This window comes from Thiomicrorhabdus sediminis (assembly GCF_005885815.1).
Lineage (GTDB): Bacteria > Pseudomonadota > Gammaproteobacteria > Thiomicrospirales > Thiomicrospiraceae > Thiomicrorhabdus > Thiomicrorhabdus sediminis.
In genome coordinates this window covers 2,170,777-2,190,438 of sequence record NZ_CP040602.1, presented here as the reverse complement: position 1 = coordinate 2,190,438, position 19,662 = coordinate 2,170,777, and the positions used below count along the sequence as shown (strand labels likewise).

Annotated in this window: 15 protein-coding genes, 3 tRNA genes and 3 rRNA genes; 17 read left to right on the top strand and 4 right to left on the bottom strand. The window is 46.6% G+C overall.

Features of this window, described 5'->3' with window-relative positions; genetic code table 11:
* Positions 1-61 precede the first annotated feature (61 nt).
* The 4 genes from FE785_RS09980 (at position 62) to FE785_RS09965 (ending at position 2,394) form a co-directional block, all read left to right on the top strand.
* Positions 62-502 carry a rhodanese-like domain-containing protein gene (locus tag FE785_RS09980; RefSeq protein WP_138565603.1) on the top strand — a complete coding sequence of 147 codons (441 nt, stop codon included), beginning with the start codon at positions 62-64 and terminating at the stop codon, positions 500-502.
* Between the two features lie 68 nt (positions 503-570).
* On the top strand, positions 571-825 hold the full coding sequence (gene grxC, locus FE785_RS09975) for a glutaredoxin 3 (protein ID WP_138565602.1): 255 nt from the start codon (positions 571-573) through the stop codon (positions 823-825).
* Positions 826-895: 70 nt separating this feature from the next.
* Positions 896-1,351 carry a protein-export chaperone SecB gene (gene secB, locus FE785_RS09970; RefSeq protein ID WP_138565601.1) on the top strand — a complete coding sequence of 152 codons (456 nt, stop codon included), beginning with the start codon at positions 896-898 and terminating at the stop codon, positions 1,349-1,351.
* 14 nt (positions 1,352-1,365) lie between these two features.
* A complete protein-coding gene (locus FE785_RS09965) occupies positions 1,366-2,394 on the top strand; it encodes an NAD(P)H-dependent glycerol-3-phosphate dehydrogenase (RefSeq protein WP_338065093.1) in 1,029 nt (342 codons plus the stop codon).
* On the opposite strand, the gene FE785_RS09960 is transcribed toward FE785_RS09965, so the two are convergent.
* Complete coding sequence (locus FE785_RS09960; protein WP_138565599.1) at positions 2,395-2,859, bottom strand: tRNA (cytidine(34)-2'-O)-methyltransferase; 465 nt, start codon at positions 2,857-2,859, stop codon at positions 2,395-2,397.
* 12 nt (positions 2,860-2,871) lie between these two features.
* Between FE785_RS09960 and FE785_RS09955 the strand changes: the two genes are divergently transcribed.
* The 11 genes from FE785_RS09955 (at position 2,872) to fabB (ending at position 13,968) form a co-directional block, all read left to right on the top strand.
* Complete coding sequence (locus tag FE785_RS09955; RefSeq protein ID WP_138565598.1) at positions 2,872-3,819, top strand: dihydroorotate dehydrogenase; 948 nt, start codon at positions 2,872-2,874, stop codon at positions 3,817-3,819.
* A gap of 40 nt (positions 3,820-3,859) precedes the next feature.
* Complete coding sequence (gene tyrS / locus FE785_RS09950; protein WP_138565597.1) at positions 3,860-5,053, top strand: tyrosine--tRNA ligase; 1,194 nt, start codon at positions 3,860-3,862, stop codon at positions 5,051-5,053.
* 696 nt (positions 5,054-5,749) lie between these two features.
* A 16S ribosomal RNA gene (locus FE785_RS09945) occupies positions 5,750-7,284 on the top strand.
* Positions 7,285-7,361: 77 nt separating this feature from the next.
* Positions 7,362-7,438: transfer RNA gene (locus FE785_RS09940), tRNA-Ile, on the top strand.
* 5 nt (positions 7,439-7,443) lie between these two features.
* Positions 7,444-7,519 (top strand) — tRNA-Ala (locus tag FE785_RS09935).
* A gap of 353 nt (positions 7,520-7,872) precedes the next feature.
* Positions 7,873-10,741, top strand: a 23S ribosomal RNA gene (locus tag FE785_RS09930).
* Between the two features lie 133 nt (positions 10,742-10,874).
* Positions 10,875-10,989: ribosomal RNA gene (rrf, locus tag FE785_RS09925) — 5S ribosomal RNA — on the top strand.
* The 16S, 23S and 5S rRNA genes sit together here with 2 tRNA genes alongside, the layout of an rRNA operon.
* A gap of 218 nt (positions 10,990-11,207) precedes the next feature.
* Positions 11,208-11,975, top strand: coding sequence for a type III pantothenate kinase (locus FE785_RS09920; RefSeq protein ID WP_138565596.1), 768 nt, complete (start codon positions 11,208-11,210; stop codon positions 11,973-11,975).
* Between the two features lie 48 nt (positions 11,976-12,023).
* Positions 12,024-12,099: transfer RNA gene (locus FE785_RS09915), tRNA-Thr, on the top strand.
* A 131-nt stretch (positions 12,100-12,230) separates the two neighbouring features.
* Positions 12,231-12,746: a 3-hydroxyacyl-[acyl-carrier-protein] dehydratase FabA gene (gene fabA, locus FE785_RS09910; RefSeq protein ID WP_138565595.1), complete on the top strand. Its 516-nt coding sequence runs from the start codon at positions 12,231-12,233 to the stop codon at positions 12,744-12,746.
* Between the two features lies 1 nt (position 12,747).
* Positions 12,748-13,968, top strand: coding sequence for a beta-ketoacyl-ACP synthase I (gene fabB / locus FE785_RS09905; RefSeq protein WP_138565594.1), 1,221 nt, complete (start codon positions 12,748-12,750; stop codon positions 13,966-13,968).
* A gap of 106 nt (positions 13,969-14,074) precedes the next feature.
* Here the strand turns inward: fabB and FE785_RS09900 are convergent, their stop codons facing one another.
* Genes FE785_RS09900 through ftsY form a run of 3 tightly spaced genes read right to left on the bottom strand, consistent with a single transcriptional unit; the run spans position 14,075 to position 16,738 of the window.
* Positions 14,075-14,662 (bottom strand): transglycosylase SLT domain-containing protein, encoded by a 588-nt coding sequence (locus FE785_RS09900; RefSeq protein WP_138565593.1) that lies wholly within the window; start codon positions 14,660-14,662, stop codon positions 14,075-14,077.
* Complete coding sequence (locus tag FE785_RS09895) at positions 14,659-15,453, bottom strand: DUF2914 domain-containing protein (RefSeq protein ID WP_138565592.1); 795 nt, start codon at positions 15,451-15,453, stop codon at positions 14,659-14,661. Before FE785_RS09895 ends, FE785_RS09900 begins: the two co-directional genes overlap by 4 nt.
* Positions 15,454-15,493: 40 nt before the next feature.
* Positions 15,494-16,738 (bottom strand): signal recognition particle-docking protein FtsY, encoded by a 1,245-nt coding sequence (gene ftsY / locus FE785_RS09890; protein WP_138565591.1) that lies wholly within the window; start codon positions 16,736-16,738, stop codon positions 15,494-15,496.
* A 230-nt stretch (positions 16,739-16,968) separates the two neighbouring features.
* Here ftsY and FE785_RS09885 point away from each other — a divergent pair, with 230 nt between their 5' ends.
* Positions 16,969-18,342, top strand: a complete 1,374-nt coding sequence (locus FE785_RS09885; RefSeq protein WP_138565590.1) for a M16 family metallopeptidase — start codon at positions 16,969-16,971, stop codon at positions 18,340-18,342.
* Positions 18,342-19,661, top strand: a complete 1,320-nt coding sequence (locus tag FE785_RS09880; protein ID WP_138565589.1) for a M16 family metallopeptidase — start codon at positions 18,342-18,344, stop codon at positions 19,659-19,661. The genes FE785_RS09885 and FE785_RS09880 overlap by 1 nt, the downstream gene beginning before the upstream one ends.
* Position 19,662 lies beyond the last annotated feature (1 nt).

Sequence of the window (19,662 nt, the reverse complement as noted above, 5' to 3'; positions counted from 1 at the left end):
TGTATAGAGTTTCGCTGTTAAAATCATTAGGTTTGATAATAAGCTTACCAAGGGAATATGAATGTTTAATGAATTCTTTCAAGAGCAGTGGCCGTTATTTTTAGCTGTTGCGATGATTATTATGATGCTGGCATACAGCTACTTTGGTGATAAGTTGTCTGGCTATAAAAGCGTCAATACCGCTGAAGCGATTCGTCTATACAACGATGAGGCTTATGTATTGGATGTGCGTAGCGCTAATGAATTTAAAGAAGGTGCTATTGCCAATGCGACCAATATCTCGGTTAGCGAATTAAACGGTAAACTGGGCCAGTTGCCCAAGGATAAGGATGCCCCGGTATTGGTTTACTGTCTGTCTGGTGCACGTTCTGCACGTGCCGCTGGTCAATTGGTTAAGGCCGGGTACACCCAGGTGTTCAATTTGTCCGGTGGTATCAATGCCTGGAAAAATGCGGGGTTACCGGTAGGGACCAATAAGTCTAAAAAAAACCGCAAAAAGTAAAACGCGCTAAAAGAACGTCGCAATCAACGCCGGTCACGACACAACAAGTAGAGAAAAAGGAAGTTTCTATGCCAAACGTAGTAATTTATGCAACCTCGTCCTGCCCTTATTGCATGATGGCGAAGCGTCTATTTGATGGAAAAGGTGTTGCATACCAGATTATTGATGTGGGTAACGATTCACAGAAATGGGCGGATATGGAAGCAAAATCCGGACGTAATACCGTGCCACAGGTGTATATCGGTGATCAACATATCGGCGGTTTTGACGATTTGTCAGCTGCCGACAAGCGCGGTGAAATTGATCCGCTACTACAGGCGTAACTGTCTGCAATACTCAAATCTTTGGCGCTTGTTGCTAAGCGCCAGAAAATTAAAGAATTAAGGAAACCTCATGTCGGAAGCTCCGCAACAGTCATTTGTTATTCAAAAAGTTTACACTAAAGATATCTCGTTCGAATCGCCAAACGCACCGGCGATTTTTACTTCTGAATTTCAGCCACGTTTGAATATGGATCTAAACGTTGAAAGCAAGCAGTTGGAAGATGATGTTTACCATGTTGTGGTGCGCGTGACTGCAACCACTAAGGTGGAAGATAATACGGCATTTCTATGTGAAGTAGAGCAGGCGGGTATTTTCACTTTGAGCGGTTTCAATGATAACGAATTGGCTTATATGCTGGGTGTGCAGTGTCCAACCGTATTGTTTCCATATGCGCGTGAGACGGTCTCTGATCTAGTCACTCGCGGTGGTTTCCCTCAGTTGTTGTTGGAGCCGGTGAATTTTGAAGCGATGTATGCTGAGCATGTGAAAAATGTTCAAGCGCAGGCTGAACAGAATAAGCAGTAATTGAAGGCATTGTCTTGGCCACAGAGCAAGTGACGGTAGCAAAAGTAGGTGTTTTAGGAGCGGGTGCCTGGGGTACGGCCTTGGCGATCCATCTTGCCAAGGTGGGTCATCAGGTGGCGCTTTGGTCTCATAATGCCGAGCAGGCCGCCAAGCTGAATGCCGAACGTGAAAATTCACGTTATTTGCCAAATATCGCCCTGCCTGAAAACCTAACGGTCAGCTCTGATATCGAGGCGGTGCTTGATCAAGCGCAAGCCGTGTTGTGTGTTGTACCGAGCCACGCTTTTCGCGCAACGCTTGAGCAGATCAAGAGTTTAATTGCTGCACAAGTCCATTTGGCTTGGGCGACCAAGGGGTTTGAACCGCAGAGCAAAAAGCTGTTGCATGAGGTGGCGCAGGAAGTTCTGGGTGAGCAGGTGCGCATGACGGTGTTGTCGGGCCCGACCTTTGCCGAAGAAGTGGCCAAAGGTCTGCCGACGGCAATGGTTAGTGCGTCTAATCAAGAGGATGAAGCGCAGTATTGGGCGGATTTGTTTCACGGTGAAAATTTCCGTATGTATACCCAGTCCGATATGGTCGGTGTTGAAGTCGGTGGTGCCTATAAGAATATTATGGCAATCGCCACCGGCGTCAGTGATGGCCTGAATATGGGTGCCAATGCGCGTGCTGCTTTGGTATCTCGCGGAATGGTCGAGATGATGCGTTTTAGTCAGGCCTTAGGTGGGCAGACCGAAACCATTATGGGTTTGGCCGGTCTGGGTGACTTGGTATTGACTTGCACCGATGATCTGTCGCGTAACCGCCGTTTTGGTTTTGGTTTGGCGCGCGGCGATCTTTCCGCCGAACAGGTAATGGAGGAGATCGGGCAGGTGGTAGAGGGCGTTAAGGCGGTGAGAACCGTTAAGCAGTTGGCGGATAGCCTGAATGTGGAATTGCCGATCATGCAACAGGTTTACCTGTTGGTGGAAGAGAAGATTACGCCTTTACAGGCTGTGCAGGCATTGATGTCACGCTCCGGCAAAGCCGAAGCGTTGCAGGAGTGATTACAGTTCCATATTGAAGTCTAGCTGTCGCCAGGCTTCATAGGCCATTACCGATACGGCATTAGCCAGATTCAAACTGCGGCCACCCGGCACCATTGGAATGGTCAGTCGTTGTTCAAATGGAAAGCTTTCAATGACTTCCATTGGCAGGCCGCGGCTTTCCGGGCCGAACAAGAACGCATCGTTATCTTCAAACTTCGGTTCATTATAATAGCGCGTGGTTTTGGTGGTCAGGGCAAACACTCGGTTCGGTTGGATGTTATCCAAACAGGTTTGCAGGTTTTCGTGTTCATGCACATTGGCCAGCTCGCCATAATCCAGGCCGGCACGACGAACTTTTTTCTCACTTAAATCAAACATGATGGGATGGATTAAGTGAAGATGAGCGCCCATGTTGGCGCTTAAACGAATCAGTGCCCCGGTATTTTGCGGGATTTCAGGTTCGTAAAGAATAATATGTAGCATATAGGTGATTCTGTGGTTGATTTATCAGTAAATATTTGTGGTATACACTTTAATTCTCCGGTGGCCATGGCTTCGGGGAATGCTGGTTATGGCATAGAATACCAGTGTGTTTCCGGCTTTTCCAATAGAGATGTTGGCGCGGTGTTTTTAAAAGGCACTACCCTTGAGCCAAAACTGGGGAATAAGCCCGAGCGAGTGATGGAAACCCCTTGTGGTTTGATGAATTCGGTTGGCTTGCAAAACCCCGGTGCGCAGGCGGTCATTAAAGATTATCTGCCAAAATTAGATTTGAGCGAATCACGCTTTATTATCAATGTATCGGGTTCTTCGATTGAAGAGTATGCCGAGGTGGTGCGTTTGTTCGATCAAACCGACTTGCCGGCGATTGAGGTAAATATCTCATGTCCGAACGTCAAAAAAGGAGGTGCCGCCTTCGGTAATGATCCGGAGATGGCGGCGCGTGTTGTTGAGGCGTGTCGTGCCAATACAACCAAGCCATTGATAGTGAAGTTATCACCTAATCAGACCGATATCGCCGAAGGGGCACGTCGTGTCATCGATGCCGGTGCCGATGCGTTATCGGCGGTGAATACCTTGATGGGAATGCAGATCGATATCCATAGTCGTAAGCCGACTTTGGGTAACAACCAAGGTGGTTTGTCGGGGCCTGCAATCAAGCCGGTGGCTTTATTGAAGGTGCATCAGGTTTATCAGGTTGCCAAGCAGTATGATATTCCGATCATCGGTCTTGGCGGTATCGCCAGTGCCGAAGATGCCATCGAATTTTTCCTTGCCGGTGCATCAATGGTGGCAATTGGTACCGCTATCGCCAAAGACCCGTTATTGGTCAAAAAAGTAAATAAAGGTATCGCCAAATACCTAACACAGAATAATTTGAACTCGGTCAGCCAATTGACCGGTCAGCTGGCGTTAAATACCGACACGGTCTTGTGCGGTTAATGCCTCAACGAATTTAAATGAATTAAGTAAGAATAAAGTTATGAAGTCAGTACAAGAACAGTTAGCCGTGATCAAGCGTGGTGCCGAAGAAATTTTGGTGGAAAAAGAGTTAATCGAAAAGCTGGAAAGTGGTCGTCCGCTAAAGGTTAAAGCCGGTTTCGATCCGACAGCGCCGGATTTGCATCTGGGTCATACTGTACTTATCAATAAGCTTAAGCAGTTCCAGGATTTGGGTCATGAGGTTATGTTTCTGATCGGTGACTTTACCGCGATGATCGGTGATCCAACCGGTAAAAGCGCCACACGCCCGCCTTTAACTAAAGACGAAGTCTTGAAAAATGCCGAGACATATAAAGAGCAGGTCTTCAAAATCCTCGATCCGGCAAAAACTAAGGTGATGTTCAATTCCGAGTGGATGGGGCAATTGACTGCCGCCGATATGATTCAGTTAGCGGGGACAACGACGGTTGCGCGTATGTTGGAACGTAACGACTTCGGTGATCGTTATGCATCAAATACACCTATTGCCATTCATGAATTCCTGTACCCGTTGGTACAGGGTTATGATTCGGTGGCGATGGAAGCGGATATCGAGCTGGGTGGTACGGACCAAAAGTTCAACCTGTTAATGGGGCGTACTTTGCAGGGCCATTATGGCAAGCCGCAGCAGTGTACTTTGACTATGCCGATTCTGGAAGGTTTGGACGGTGTGCAGAAAATGTCCAAGTCTTTGGGTAACTATATTGGTATTAAAGACGAGCCAAATGATATGTTTGGTAAGGTGATGTCGGTTTCTGATGAACTGATGTGGCGTTACTATGAATTGCTAAGTTTTGAATCGCTGGAAACGATCGCTGAATATAAAGCGGCGGTGAAAGACGGTGAAAACCCTCGTAATATTAAAGTCAAACTGGCATTAGAGTTGATCGAGCGTTTCCATAGTGCGGAAGCAGCGCAGAATGCATTGAAGGATTTTGAAACCAAATTCTCCAAAAATGCGATTCCGGATGAAATGCCTGAGTACAGTTTTGCTGAAGAGATGCCGCTGGCGAACCTCTTGAAAGAAGCTGGCCTGGTTGGATCAACTTCCGACGGTCACCGTATGACCAAGCAGGGCGCGGTAAAAATCAATGGTGAAAAGGTTGATGACAGTCGTCAGTTAATGCCGGCAGGTACAACAGCGGTCTATCAAGTAGGTAAACGCAAGTTTGCACGTGTCACGATTGGCGCTTAATGACCATATATATAATGTAGATATTTTGTAAGGGTCTATATGTTATATATAGAACGCATATATATTAAAAGTAAAAACGGCGCTTGCGCCGTTTTTTGTTTTCAGCCGTTTAATATTGTGGAATAGCGTGTTTGTAGCGTCGTTATTGACGTTATGTGAATAAATCTGTGGATAACTGTTGCATAAAGTGTGTGTTAACTGGGTGTAAAAACGGCACTGTAAAAAAAGCGAAAAAAAGTAAAAAAAGATGCAAAAAAGGGTTGCGTTAATTTGAGAAATCCCTAGAATACGCACCTGTTCCGAACGGGGCGCTTGAGAAAGATTAAGCGGCTAGATCGGAAAGCTCTTTAAAAAGATTTAGAAGTAGTTAACGGATTGTTTGGTTGATGCTTGTTTTGATTATTTTCGGTTTGAAATAAATTAAAAAAAGTTGAAAATAATTGTTGACACCAAAGCTTCTAATTGCTTATAATGAGCGGCTTACCGACAACGAAAAGCGATTTATTTTTCAGGGTTGTCGAAGAGACCTAAGTTCTTTAAAAATCAGGTAATTCAGAGATAATTTATGTGGAAACTCCTTAAGTGAGTGGACGCACTAAAATATCTCGACAACTATGTACAATGGTAAAACATGTACCTAGTCAATTTCGAGTGTTTATAAATCCAGAGATGGAGTTTAAATATATCAGCAAGATTAAACTGAAGAGTTTGATCCTGGCTCAGAATGAACGCTGGCGGTAGGCTTAACACATGCAAGTCGGACGGAAACGATAGAGAGCTTGCTCTCTAGGCGTCGAGTGGCGGACGGGTGAGTAATGCCTGGGAATCTACCCTATAGTTGGGGACAACATATGGAAACGTATGCTAATACCGAATATGCTCTACGGAGTAAGGAGCCCTCTTCTTGAAAGGTTTCGCTATAGGATGAGCCCAGGTGAGATTAGGTAGTTGGTGAGGTAATGGCTCACCAAGCCCGCGATCTCTAGCTGGTTTGAGAGGATGATCAGCACACTGGGACTGAGACACGGCCCAGACTCTACGGGAGGCAGCAGTGGGAATATTGCACAATGAGGGAAACCTTGATGCAGCATACCGCGTGTGTGAAGAAGGCCCGAGGTTGTAAAGCACTTTCAATTGTGAGGAAGGTAGTGTAGTTAATACCTGCATTATTTGACGTTAACTTTAAAGAAGCACCGGCTAACTCTGTGCCAGCAGCCGCGGTAATACAGAGGGTGCAAGCGTTATTCGGAATTACTGGGCGTAAAGCGCGCGTAGGCGAATGTTAAGTCAGTTGTGAAAGCCAGGGCTCAACCTTGGAATTGCATCTGATACTGGCACTCTAGAGTTTAAGAGAGGGAAGTGGAATTCCAGGTGTAGCAGTGAAATGCGTAGATATCTGGAGGAACATCAGTGGCGAAGGCGACTTCCTGGCTTAAAACTGACGCTGAGGTGCGAAAGCGTGGGTAGCGAACGGGATTAGATACCCCGGTAGTCCACGCCGTAAACGATGTCAACTAGTTGTTGGCCTTATTAAAAAGGTTAGTAACGCAGCTAACGCGATAAGTTGACCGCCTGGGGAGTACGGTCGCAAGATTAAAACTCAAAGGAATTGACGGGGGCCCGCACAAGCGGTGGAGCATGTGGTTTAATTCGATGCAACGCGAAGAACCTTACCATCCCTTGACATCCAGAGAAGTTTCCAGAGATGGATTCGTGCCTTCGGGAACTCTGTGACAGGTGCTGCATGGCTGTCGTCAGCTCGTGTCGTGAGATGTTGGGTTAAGTCCCGCAACGAGCGCAACCCTTATCTTTAGTTGCTACCATTCAGTTGAGAACTCTAAAGAGACTGCCGGTGATAAACCGGAGGAAGGCGGGGACGACGTCAAGTCATCATGGCCCTTATGGGATGGGCTACACACGTGCTACAATGGGAGGTACAAAGAGCAGCCAACTGGCGACAGTGCGCGAATCTCAAAAAACCTCTCGTAGTCCGGATTGGAGTCTGCAACTCGACTCCATGAAGTCGGAATCGCTAGTAATCGCAAATCAGAATGTTGCGGTGAATACGTTCCCGGGCCTTGTACACACCGCCCGTCACACCATGGGAGTGGATTGCAAAAGAAGTAGGTAGCTTAACCTTCGGGAGGGCGCTTACCACTTTGTGGTTCATGACTGGGGTGAAGTCGTAACAAGGTAGCCCTAGCGGAAGCTGGGGCTGGATCACCTCCTTTAAGAAAAAGCATCTGCGAGCTTAAGTGAGTTTTCACATAAATTGTCTCTGAATTACATGAAAGATAGTGAACGACCTGGGTCTGTAGCTCAGTTGGTTAGAGCGCACCCCTGATAAGGGTGAGGTCGGTGGTTCAAATCCACCCAGACCCACCAATAATGGGGCTATAGCTCAGCTGGGAGAGCGCCTGCCTTGCACGCAGGAGGTCTGCGGTTCGATCCCGCATAGCTCCACCAATTTAACTCTTAATGAGTTCTGTAAAACAGAGTTTATTAACAGTTACATTGGTAACGATTTAACTGAAAAGTTCTTTAAAAATTTGGAATAGAGGTTTATGTCACAGCCGACTTTGTGACATAGACAGTAATGAGAGATCCCTTCCAAGACTCTCATTACACAAAGCTTTCTAACTCGAATGAGTTAGAAAGTTTAGGTAAGTATATATATTTGAGATTTACTCAAGCGTATATCATGACAGCGAAACTTTTAGTTGCGTGAAGCTTGCGACTGCAAACTTCAAACACAGTTCAATAGGCTTTGATTGTTCTTATGAACAACACAAAAGGTCAAGGTTATTTTTGAGTTGTATAGTTAAGTGACTAAGCGTACACGGTGGATGCCTAGGCGGTAGAAGGCGATGAAGGACGTGATAGCCTGCGATAAGCTCTGGTGAGGTGGCAAATAACCTTTGACCCAGAGATTTCCGAATGGGAAAACCCATCCTTTATGGATAACCTCTTATGAGGTGGCTAACCCGGAGAACTGAAACATCTAAGTACCCGGAGGAAAAGAAATCAACCGAGATTCCCTAAGTAGCGGCGAGCGAACGGGGACCAGCCCTTAAGCTGATATTGGATTAGTAGAATAGTCTGGAAAGTCTAACGATACAGGGTGATAGTCCCGTATACGAAAATCTTTTATTGGTGAAATCGAGTAGGACGGAACACGTGAAATTCTGTCTGAACATGGGGGGACCACCCTCCAAGGCTAAATACTCTCTACCGACCGATAGTGAACCAGTACCGTGAGGGAAAGGCGAAAAGAACCCCTGAAGGGGAGTGAAATAGAACCTGAAACCGTGTACGTACAAGCAGTAGGAGCATACTTGTTATGTGACTGCGTACCTTTTGTATAATGGGTCAGCGACTTACATTATGTAGCGAGGTTAACCGAATAGGGGAGCCGTAGGGAAACCGAGTCTTAAATGGGCGTCTAGTTGCATGGTGTAGACCCGAAACCGGGCGATCTATCCATGGCCAGGTTGAAGGTGCCGTAACAGGTACTGGAGGACCGAACCCACGTATGTTGAAAAATGCGGGGATGAGTTGTGGATCGGAGTGAAAGGCTAATCAAGCCCGGAGATAGCTGGTTTCTCCTCGAAATCTATTTAGGTAGAGCCTCATGTCTCACTGCTGGGGGTAGAGCACTGTTATGGTCTAGCGGCCCGTCAAGGGTTAGCAGCCCATTGCAAACTCCGAATACCAGCAAGTGCAATCATGGGAGACAGACTGCGGGTGCTAACGTCCGTAGTCAAGAGGGAAACAACCCAGACCGCCATCTAAGGTCCCTAAATATTACTAAGTGGGAAAGGATGTGGGAAGGCTTAGACAGTCAGGAGGTTGGCTTAGAAGCAGCCACCCTTTAAAGAAAGCGTAATAGCTCACTGATCGAGTCGGCCTGCGCCGAAGATTTAACGGGGCTAAGTAATATACCGAAGATGCGGATGCGTGTTTACACGCATGGTAGAGGAGCGTTCTGTAAGCCTGCGAAGGGGCATTGTAAAGTGTCCTGGAGGTATCAGAAGTGCGAATGCTGACATGAGTAGCGATAAAGGGAGTGAAAAGCTCCCTCGCCGAAAGACCAAGGTTTCCTACGCAACGTTAATCGACGTAGGGTTAGTCGACCCCTAAGGCGAGGCTGAGAAGCGTAGTCGATGGGAAGCAGGTTAATATTCCTGCACTATTTATTACTGCGATGGAGGGACGGAGTAGGCTAGATCAGCTTGGCGATGGTTGTCCAAGTTTAAGATTGTAGGCATGTATCTTAGGCAAATCCGGGATACTTTATGCTGAGAATTGATGACGAGTCCTCTTTTGGACGAAGTGATTGATGCCATGCTTCCAAGAAAAGCTTCTAAGCTTCAGGTAATAAATAATCGTACCCCAAACCAACACAGGTGGTCAGGATGAGAATTCTAAGGCGCTTGAGAGAACTCGGCTGAAGGAACTAGGCAAAATGGTACCGTAACTTCGGGAGAAGGTACGCCTCCTAACGTGAAGGACTTGCTCCGTAAGCGTCTGGAGGTTGCAATAAACTGGTGGCTGCAACTGTTTACTAAAAACATAGCACTCTGCAAAATCGAAAGATGAAGTATAGGGTGTGACGCCTGCCCGGTGCCGGAAGGTTAATTGATGGGGTTAGCATTAGCGAAGCTCTTGATCGAAGCCCCGGTAAACGGCGGCCGTAACTATAACGGTCCTAAGGTAGCGAAATTCCTTGTCGGGTAAGTTCCGACCTGCACGAATGGCGTAATGATGGCCACACTGTCTCCAGCCGAGACTCAGCGAAATTGAAATCGCAGTTAAGATGCTGCGTACCCGCGGCTAGACGGAAAGACCCCGTGAACCTTTACTACAGCTTTGCACTGGACTTTGATACTATCTGTGTAGGATAGGTGGGAGGCTTTGAAACTGTGACGCCAGTTGCAGTGGAGCCATCCTTGAAATACCACCCTGATATTATTGAGGTTCTAACCTCGGGCAGTGAATCCTGCTCAGGGACAGTGTATGGTGGGTAGTTTGACTGGGGCGGTCTCCTCCTAAAGAGTAACGGAGGAGCGCGAAGGTACCCTCAGCACGGTCGGACATCGTGCAATGAGCGCAAGAGTAAAAGGGTGCTTGACTGCGAGACAGACACGTCGAGCAGGTGCGAAAGCAGGTTCTAGTGATCCGGTGGTTCTGTGTGGAAGGGCCATCGCTCAACGGATAAAAGGTACTCCGGGGATAACAGGCTGATACCGCCCAAGAGTTCATATCGACGGCGGTGTTTGGCACCTCGATGTCGGCTCATCACATCCTGGGGCTGAAGTCGGTCCCAAGGGTATGGCTGTTCGCCATTTAAAGTGGTACGCGAGCTGGGTTTAGAACGTCGTGAGACAGTTCGGTCCCTATCTGCCGTGGGCGTTGGAAAATTGAGAGGGGCTGCTCCTAGTACGAGAGGACCGGAGTGGACGAACCCCTGGTGTTCCGGTTGTGATGCCAATTGCATTGCCGGGTAGCTATGTTCGGAAAGGATAACCGCTGAAAGCATCTAAGCGGGAAACCTGCCTCAAGATAAGTTTTCCCTAGACTTTAAGTCTTCTGAAGGGCCGTTAGAGACTATGACGTTGATAGGCAAGATGTGGAAGTGCAGTAATGTATGAAGCTAACTTGTACTAATTACCCGTGAGGCTTAACTATACAACTCAAAAGTGACTTGTTAATTGAACAAGACGATGTTGTGGTATACCTTGATTAAAACTCGGATACAAACCTAAACAACTCTATTCCAAGAATTTTATGTGTAGATCGCTCTGCACATAACACCAAATTGCTTGGTGACAATAGCGAGATGGAACCACCTGATCCCTTACCGAACTCAGTAGTGAAACGTCTCAGCGCCGATGGTAGTGTGGGAGGTCCCATGTGAGAGTAGGTCATTGCCAAGCTTATATCCTAAAAAACCGCGTTCCCAATTGAGGGTTCGCGGTTTTTTTTTGGCCGCTATTTATCAGATCTCTATTTTCTTCCTTTGTTATTCAATCCTGCCCGCTTATAACTACCCGGAATTGTTATCTATAGGGTTTTATTAAGTTTAATTGTGGTGCTTTCAAACATGGTTTTCTGTATCATAGCGGCTAATTTATTAGCTAGTTAGAGCGTAGAAATGTATAAGTTGTTTTTGGACATCGGTAACAGTTATCTGAAGTGGGCATCGGTCATTGACGGTGATTATCAGTGTTTTGAACCGCTTGTAATGACTGAGGTGCTAAAGGATGAATTAGCTGCCTTTAAGGCGCAAGGTGTACCTGATGAAGTCTATATCTCCAATGTCGGCAAGGCTGATGCTGTTGATGCGCTTAAATTGCTTATCCAGGAACAATTCCAAGTTTTTCCAATCGTCTTAAGCACGCAAAAACAGTGTTGTGGATTGGTGAATGGCTATGATGATTTCAGTCAACTTGGGGTCGATCGTTGGTTTGCCATGCAGGGTGCGCTAGGTATTTATAAAGAGCCTTGCCTGATTATTGATGCCGGGACAGCCTTAACCATAGACGCGGTGATTGAATCACAGCATAAGGGTGGGTTCATTGTTCCCGGTTTGGCCACCATGCGTCAATCACTATCGTTGAGTACCGCTGATTTGGCCGATTATAGCGAGCGTGCCATTAGTGAAGATAATGAGAGTCCTTTTGAAGGCTTGGCAACTAATACCCATTCTGCCATCCTTGGTGGCACGCTTTATATGACAGCGGCTTTTTTGAATCAATTAATTGTTGATTTGAATGCGCAGTTTGCAACACAGTTCAAACTGGTTCTAACCGGTGGTGAAGCGGTCCAATTCGGTAACCTTTTGGACTATGATTTTGACTATGTTCCCGACCTGGTTTTACAGGGTATGGTTAATGTCGAAGAATCGGTAAAAAAAGTATGAAAAAGGTGTTGACTCATTTTAATTCTCCCTTATAATACGCCACATCAAGCCGACATAGCACAATTGGTAGTGCAACTGATTTGTAATCAGTAGGTTGGGAGTTCAAGTCTCTCTGTCGGCACCATATTTCGAAAGCCCGTAATTTCAAATGGAATTACGGGCTTTTTTGTATCTGTTTTAGCGGTTGAATATACACTGATTTACGCTGAACTGTTATAATGCAGAAAATTTAATTATTTAAACCTGGTAGACCTAATGGAACAACAATCTAGTTATACAAAAGAAGAACTTTTACAGAGTGGTCGCGGTGAGCTATTTGGCCCTGGTAATGCTCAATTACCTTTACCCCCAATGCTTATGATGGATCGCATAACTCACATTTCGGAAGAAGGTGGTGCTTATGGTAAAGGTGAGATCCGTGCAGAGCTAGATATTACTCCGGATCTTTGGTTCTTCGAATGTCACTTTAATGAAGATCCTGTCATGCCTGGTTGTTTGGGCTTGGATGCTATGTGGCAGCTAGTTGGTTTCTTCCTGGGTTGGACCGGTGGTCCTGGTCGTGGCCGTGCTTTGGGTTCAGGTGAAGTGAAGTTCTATGGACAGGTACTACCGACTGCAAAAAAAGTTGAATACGTTATTGATATGAAGCGCGTCATCAAGCGTAAGCTTTATATGGGTATGGCTGATGCTAAACTACTAGTTGACGGTCGAGAAATCTATAGTGCAACCGATCTTAAAGTTGGACTATTCACGAATACGGACAGTTTTTAATATGAAAAGAGTCGTTATTACCGGAATGGGGATTGTTTCCAGTATCGGGAACAATAAAGATGAAGTTACTCAGTCTCTAAAAGACGGAAAGTCAGGGATTGTATTTGCTCCAGAGTATGCTGAAAACGGTATGCGTTCTCAGGTACATGGTGCAGTTAAAAACTTGGACTTCAAAGACCATATTGACCGTAAGCAGTTGCGTTTTATGGGCGACGCTGCGGCCTATTCATATATAGCCATGCAACAGGCGGTTGAGGATTCTGGTTTAAGCGAAGACCAGATTTCAAACCCTCGTACAGGTTTGGTCGCCGGTTCGGGTGGTGGATCTAACTCGAACTCTACCCAAGCGGTAGAAATCGCTCGTGAAAAAGGCGTTAAGCGTATTGGGCCTTATATGGTTACTCGTACCATGGGGTCAACCGTTTCCGCGTGTTTGGCAACACCATTCAAAATCAAAGGTTTGAACTATTCAATCAGTTCAGCTTGTTCGACTTCTGCACACTGTATCGGTACCGCGGTAGAACAGATTCAGCTTGGTAAGCAGGATGTGGTCTTTGCCGGTGGTGGTGAAGAACTGCATTGGACCATGTCGGTAATGTTTGATGCCATGGGTGCTTTGTCTACTAAGAACAATGACAATCCAGAAAAAGCGTCTCGTGCCTATGATGCAGACCGTGACGGTTTTGTTATCGCTGGTGGTGGCGGTATGGTAGTCGTTGAAGAACTAGAGCATGCCTTGGCGCGTGGTGCAAAAATCTATGCGGAAATCACAGGTTATGGTGCCAACTCTGACGGTTACGATATGGTTGCGCCATCTGGTGAAGGTGCTGTACGTTGTATGCAGATGGCATTGAGCACCGTTGATGGTGATGTTGATTACATCAATCCACACGGTACTTCTACTCCGGTGGGTGACACCAAAGAAGCAGCTGCGATTGCCGAAGTTTTTGGCGATAAGATTCCAAAAATCAGCTCGACAAAATCGATGTCTGGTCACTCTCTAGGTGCGGCCGGTGTGCATGAATTTATCTATAGCTTATTGATGCTGGAAAATGACTTTATCGCGCCATCTATCAATATCGACAATTTGGATGAGCGTTGCGAAGGTATGCCGATCGTTACAGAGCGTATCGATAATGCTGGATTAAACCGTATTATGAGTAATAGTTTCGGTTTCGGTGGTACTAACGCTTCATTGGTATTCGAGCGTTATAAAGGCTAACACGAGCCTTTATCATCAATAAAAAAAGCCGAGTTCTGTTATCAGTTCTCGGCTTTTTTTATGGACTATGGTTTATTTGTTTAAGCTTGAAGGCAGGGTTAATCAATTAGGCGCATTTCTGATATTGCTTGCTATACATACGTGCGCGGTTGGATACTTTTTTGGCAACATTCAAAAGCCATTTCTTGCCTAAATAGGTGCGGCGTTTATAACCGGTACGACCCTCATGATAGGCAAGGTACAGTTTAAAGGTATCCTTGCGCGAAATGCCTAGCTGCTTATGGGTCTGATAGTTATACCAGCCGATAAAATCCAATGTATCGTAGATGTCTGAGCGTGAAGCGCCGGAATTACCGGTGGAGCGCATATAATCCCCCCAGGTGCCATCTTTGGCTTGCGAATAACCATAGGCAGAAGATGCACGCGGCAATGGAATCAATCCCAGTGCATATTCACGCTCAGGCTGTGCATGCGGCTTGAAACGTGATTCCTGATGGATAATCGCCATGGAGACATAAGGGGGTACACCCCAACGTTTATAAGCACGTTGTGCGGCGTGTTTCCATTCCGAATCGTGGTAATAGATAGAGCATAAATTATCGTAGGTGTTTTTCGGCGGAGGTGTTGAGCTACAGCCGCTAATAATCAGGGCTATTAAAGCAGTGACCAGTAGCGACGCATAACGATAAATCATGGTTGTTTCTCCGTGGTTAATCCATATGTAAATTCGGTTCGTGCTATCACGTTTTGCTGACTATCGAGCACTTCTACATACCATTGTCCCTGCCAACCGCTAGCCATTTTTTTAGATGACCAAGTACGATAGTTATCGCTGCCGATCTCCAAAGGGATAGTAGCCAGTATCTGTTTGTCAGTGCGCCAACGATGATAAAGGGTTTGGCCCTTGGCGTTAGTGATCTCGGTATAACAGTAGATTTCACGAATATATTTCGGAATCGGGCTTTTCAGCGGGTTGACGGGTTGGCGCTGATCAATGGTCTGGCTAAGCGTGATATTGTCTACCGCAATCTTTGAATCAATAATCGGTTGTAAAGCTAACGGCTGTTCCGAGACTTGTGACTTGAGATGGTTCAAATCACGGCGTTGTTGTTCATTGAGTATCGCCAGTGATTCTGCAGGAATGCTGGCTAAGGGTTGGCTTTGTTCAGTGGCTTGTTGCAAGGCTTTTGCATGCTGTTCTGTTTCCACACGGTTAATGATATGTGCGGCCGTTGCCAAACCGCCTAATATCATAAGAACAAACCAGATGGCACGATTACGCCAGTCTGGCTGATGGCGCAACTGGTTGGCGAGTAATGCCTCCTCAGTGGCCTGTTGCCAGCCTTGCTGAAAGAAATCACGCATCTGCATGTCGCGACGAATGTCGCTTGGCATACTCGCCTGTTTTTTACCGTCAAGCGCCATCCGGTAGCCTTTTTTAAAGGCATATTGATGGTGAATATTGTCAGTGTCGGGCAGTTGCATCGCTAAAATTCAATTCGTTAATGAGCTACCCAAGCATCGCCTATTCGCTTTGGGAGAACAGGGCTTGAGTAAAGCTTTTTGCATCAAACTCTCGTAAATCGTCAATCGATTCCCCTACGCCGATATAGCGAATAGGAATCTGCTGTTGTTCAGCCAGTGCATATACGATACCACCTTTTGCAGTACCATCCAATTTGGTCAAGGTAATACCGCTGATATCAACGGCTTCGCCGAATTGTTTGGCTTGGTTCAATGCATTCTGTCCTGTGCCGGCATCAATCACCAGCATAACTTCGTGTGGTGCGGTTTCATCCACTTTAGACATCACGCGTTTGACCTTTTTCAACTCTTCCATCAGGTTGGACTGAGTGTGCAGGCGACCTGCGGTATCGGCGATCAAGACATCGATACCCTTAGCCTTAGCCGACTGGATCGCATCGAAAATGACTGCCGCCGAATCGGCACCGGTTTTTTGTGCAATGACTGGAACCTGATTGCGTTCCCCCCAGGTTTGCAATTGCTCAACCGCGGCGGCGCGGAAAGTATCACCCGCTGCCAGCATTACCGATTTGCCCTCAAGCTGGAATTTTTTCGCCAGTTTGCCGATGGTGGTGGTTTTACCGACACCGTTGATACCGACCATTAGAATCACAAACGGTCCTGGCTTTTTTGCCAGATGAGCATCCACATCCAAAGCCACCGACATCGGCTCGATAATCGATTCGAGCTGCTGTTTTAAAGAATCCATCAACGCTTGCGGATCCTTCAATTCCTTACGTGAGACCTGATCTGTCAGATTCTGGATAATTCTATCGGTCGCTTCAACACCGACATCGGCGGTGAGAAGAATCATTTCCAAGTCATCAAGCAAGTCGTCATCAATTTCTTTACGACCTAAAACCAGGTTGGCCAGACTGTCGGTAAAGTTCTGTCGTGTTTTGCTAAGCCCTTGTTTCAGGCGGGTGAAAAAGCCGGCTTTTTTCTCTGCAGCGGGTGACTCTTGAGGCTCGGTAGCCACGGTAACTTCGGTTTCGGATTTTTCGCTATTATCTTGGCTCGATTCTTCAGCAACGGCTGGTTCAATTGGCGGTTGATCCGTTTTTGCTTCGCTGCTCTTTAGCGCCTGTAATTGGTTGTCTTCGGCTTCGCTATTTGCCGTTGTCTGTTCAGTTGTATCCTGTGAATCAACAGTACTACTTTTTTCAGACTCTTCGCTGGTCAGATTTTCTTCGGTTGTGGTATCTTGATTTTCTTGTTGTTTTTTGCGGCTAAAAAAGCTAAACATTGAGGTTTCCTAAATCTTCGTGTTCTGGTCCGACTGTGCGTTTATCAATCAGCGATTGGCTTGAAATAAACCTAGTGGCATATTATAAAACAATTCGTTATCCAGTTGGGCTTTAGCTGAGTTTGCAATGCAATGAAAACTATTGATTTTGCAATCAAAGCTTTTTTGATTGGGGCTAATGCACAAGGCATTCAATATTGGATGGAAATCTAAACAAGGGTTACAAAAAAATGCTAAAAAAATCGGTATCTCTAGCGTGTCTGTTGTTATCAATAAGTGTGGCGCCGGCGTGGGCAAAAGTCAGTGAATTCACGCTCGATAATCAGATGAAGGTCGTGGTTAAGGAAGTCCATCGAGCGCCGGTGGTGGTGCATCAGGTATGGTATCGCGTCGGTTCGAATTATGAGCACAATGGTAAAACCGGTATTTCCCATATGTTAGAACATATGATGTTCAAAGGTACCAAGACGTTGGCGCCGGGTGAGTTTTCCAAGCGTGTCGCGCAGATGGGAGGCCAGGAAAACGCCTTTACCTCAAGTGATTACACTGCTTATTACCAGATGTTAGGTAAGCAACATCTGGAAGAGGTCATGCGTTTGGAGAGCGACCGTATGCGTAATGTGGTGTTGACCGATGAGGAGTTTATCAAAGAGCGGGATGTGGTTACCGAGGAGCGCCGTTGGCGTACCGAAGACAAGCCGATCGGTAAACTTTATGAGCAGTTTAATGCGGCTGCTTTTGTCAATAGTCCGGCTCATCATCCGGTAATTGGTTGGATGAGTGATATTCGTAATTGGACGGCAGACGATGCACGTCACTGGTATAAGCAATGGTATGCACCGAACAATGCCACCTTGGTTGTGGTCGGTGATGTTAAAGCCGAAGAGGTGCTGGAGCTGGCAAAAAAATATTATGGCCGCTACCAAGCAGAAGAGATTACGCCAGTGAAACCGCAAATCGAACAAGAGCAACAAGGCGAGCGCCGCCTGTTGTTGAAAGCACCCACCAAAACCAGCTATATGCTAATGGGCTTTCATGCGCCGACTTTAGTCACTGCAAAAGATGATAAAGAGCGAGAAGAAGTGTTTGCTCTGGAGGTGCTCAGTGCGATTCTTGATGGTGATGAAGCTTCCCGTTTGAGCAAGAACCTATTGCGTGACCAGAAAATTGTCGCCTCTGTCGGTGCCGGTTTCAGTCCTACCGATCGACTACAAACACTTTTCACTTTCCATGCCGTGCCTTCGGCGGAAGTGAAACCCGAGCAGGTGGAAAAGGCAATTTGGAAAGAGATTGAAACCTTGCAAAACGAGCCGGTGAGTGATCAAGAATTGCAACGCGTATTGGCTCAGGCCGAGGCCCAGTATATCTATCATCAGGATTCGATTCAGGCTCAGGCGAATATCATCGGCTCTTTAGTCAGTGTCGGTTTAGCGGTTGATACTTTAGAGCACTGGACGGAAAACCTGCGCAAAGTCACCCCTGAACAGATTCAGGCGGTGGCGAAGAAATATCTGCAACAGGATAAAATGACGATGGCGACACTGCTACCAAATGGAGAGGATCCTCAACAGACCAGCAATATGCCAAAAGGAGGATTTCACTAATGTTCAAGCTGTTAATTCAAAAGCCAAACCGCCTGTGGGTCTTGCTGGCGATGTTGTTGTCTGTTTTTACGGCACCGGTTATGGCTAATATCGAGATTCAAACCTGGCATACCAAAAACGGAGCCAAGGTCATGTTTGTGCAAGCCCAAGAGTTGCCGATGCTGGATATTGAAGTCAGTTTTGATGCCGGTTCGGCACGCGATGGCGATTTCGCCGGCCTGGCATCCATGACGTCGACCCTGGTGGGTATGCAAACCTCAGATTTAAATGAGCAGCAGTTATCCGAGCAGATAACCAATCTGGGAGCGCAACTGAGTTCCGATGTGAGCCGAGATAAAGCCTCCTTGCAATTGCGCACCCTTACCCGTGGGCAGATTATGCCCAAGGCATTGCAACTGTTTAGCCAGGTCTTGCATGATTCGACTTTTAGCGAGTCCATTTTCTCACGCGAGCTTGAACGACTTAAAATCGGTCTGCAACGCCAAAAATCGCAGCCGCAAATGGTGCTGAATAATAAGTTGTGGGCAACCTTGTACGGCGATCATCCTTATGGGCATCCGAAAACGGGAACCTTAGAGAGTGTCGATAAGCTTAGCTTGTCGGCGGTAGAGCAGTTCTATAAAGATTACTATGTGGCTTCGAATGCCTTGGTGGCAATGGTGGGTAATATCTCCCGTGCTAAGGCCGAAGCTATTGCCGAACAGTTGACGGGTGCGTTACCTCAGGGTGAAAAGCCAGCGCCTTTGGCCGAGGTGAAGCCTGCATCAGCACAGACGGTGGCAATCCCATTTCAATCGACCCAGACTTACTATGCCTTGACGCAGGTCGGAATCAAACGTGGTGATGCGGATTATGTGCCTTTATTTGTCGGTAATCATCTGTTGGGCGGCAGCGGCTTTGGTTCACTGTTAATGGAAGAGGTGCGCGAAAAGCGTGGTTTGGTCTATAGCGTATACAGTTATTTTGCGCCGATGAAGGTTCAGGGCCCGTTTATTATCGGTTTATCGACTAAAAACGCTTCGGCAAAAGAAGCCGATGAGGTCGTAAAACAGACGCTCAAAGGCTTTTTACAAGACTTCTCTGTAGAAAAGTTGCAAGCGATTAAGGACAATTTGGTTGGCGGTTTTCCACTTCGCATGGACAGCAACGCCAAGGTGTTGGGTTATTTGAGTCTGATCGGTTTCTATAATTTGCCATTGGATTATCTTGAATGGATGCCGGCGCAAATACAGAAGGTGACTAAAGAACAGGTTCTGGAGGCTTGGCAGCGTCATGTGAAACCGGAAAATCTGACGACTCTTACCGTCGGTCAATCCTAGC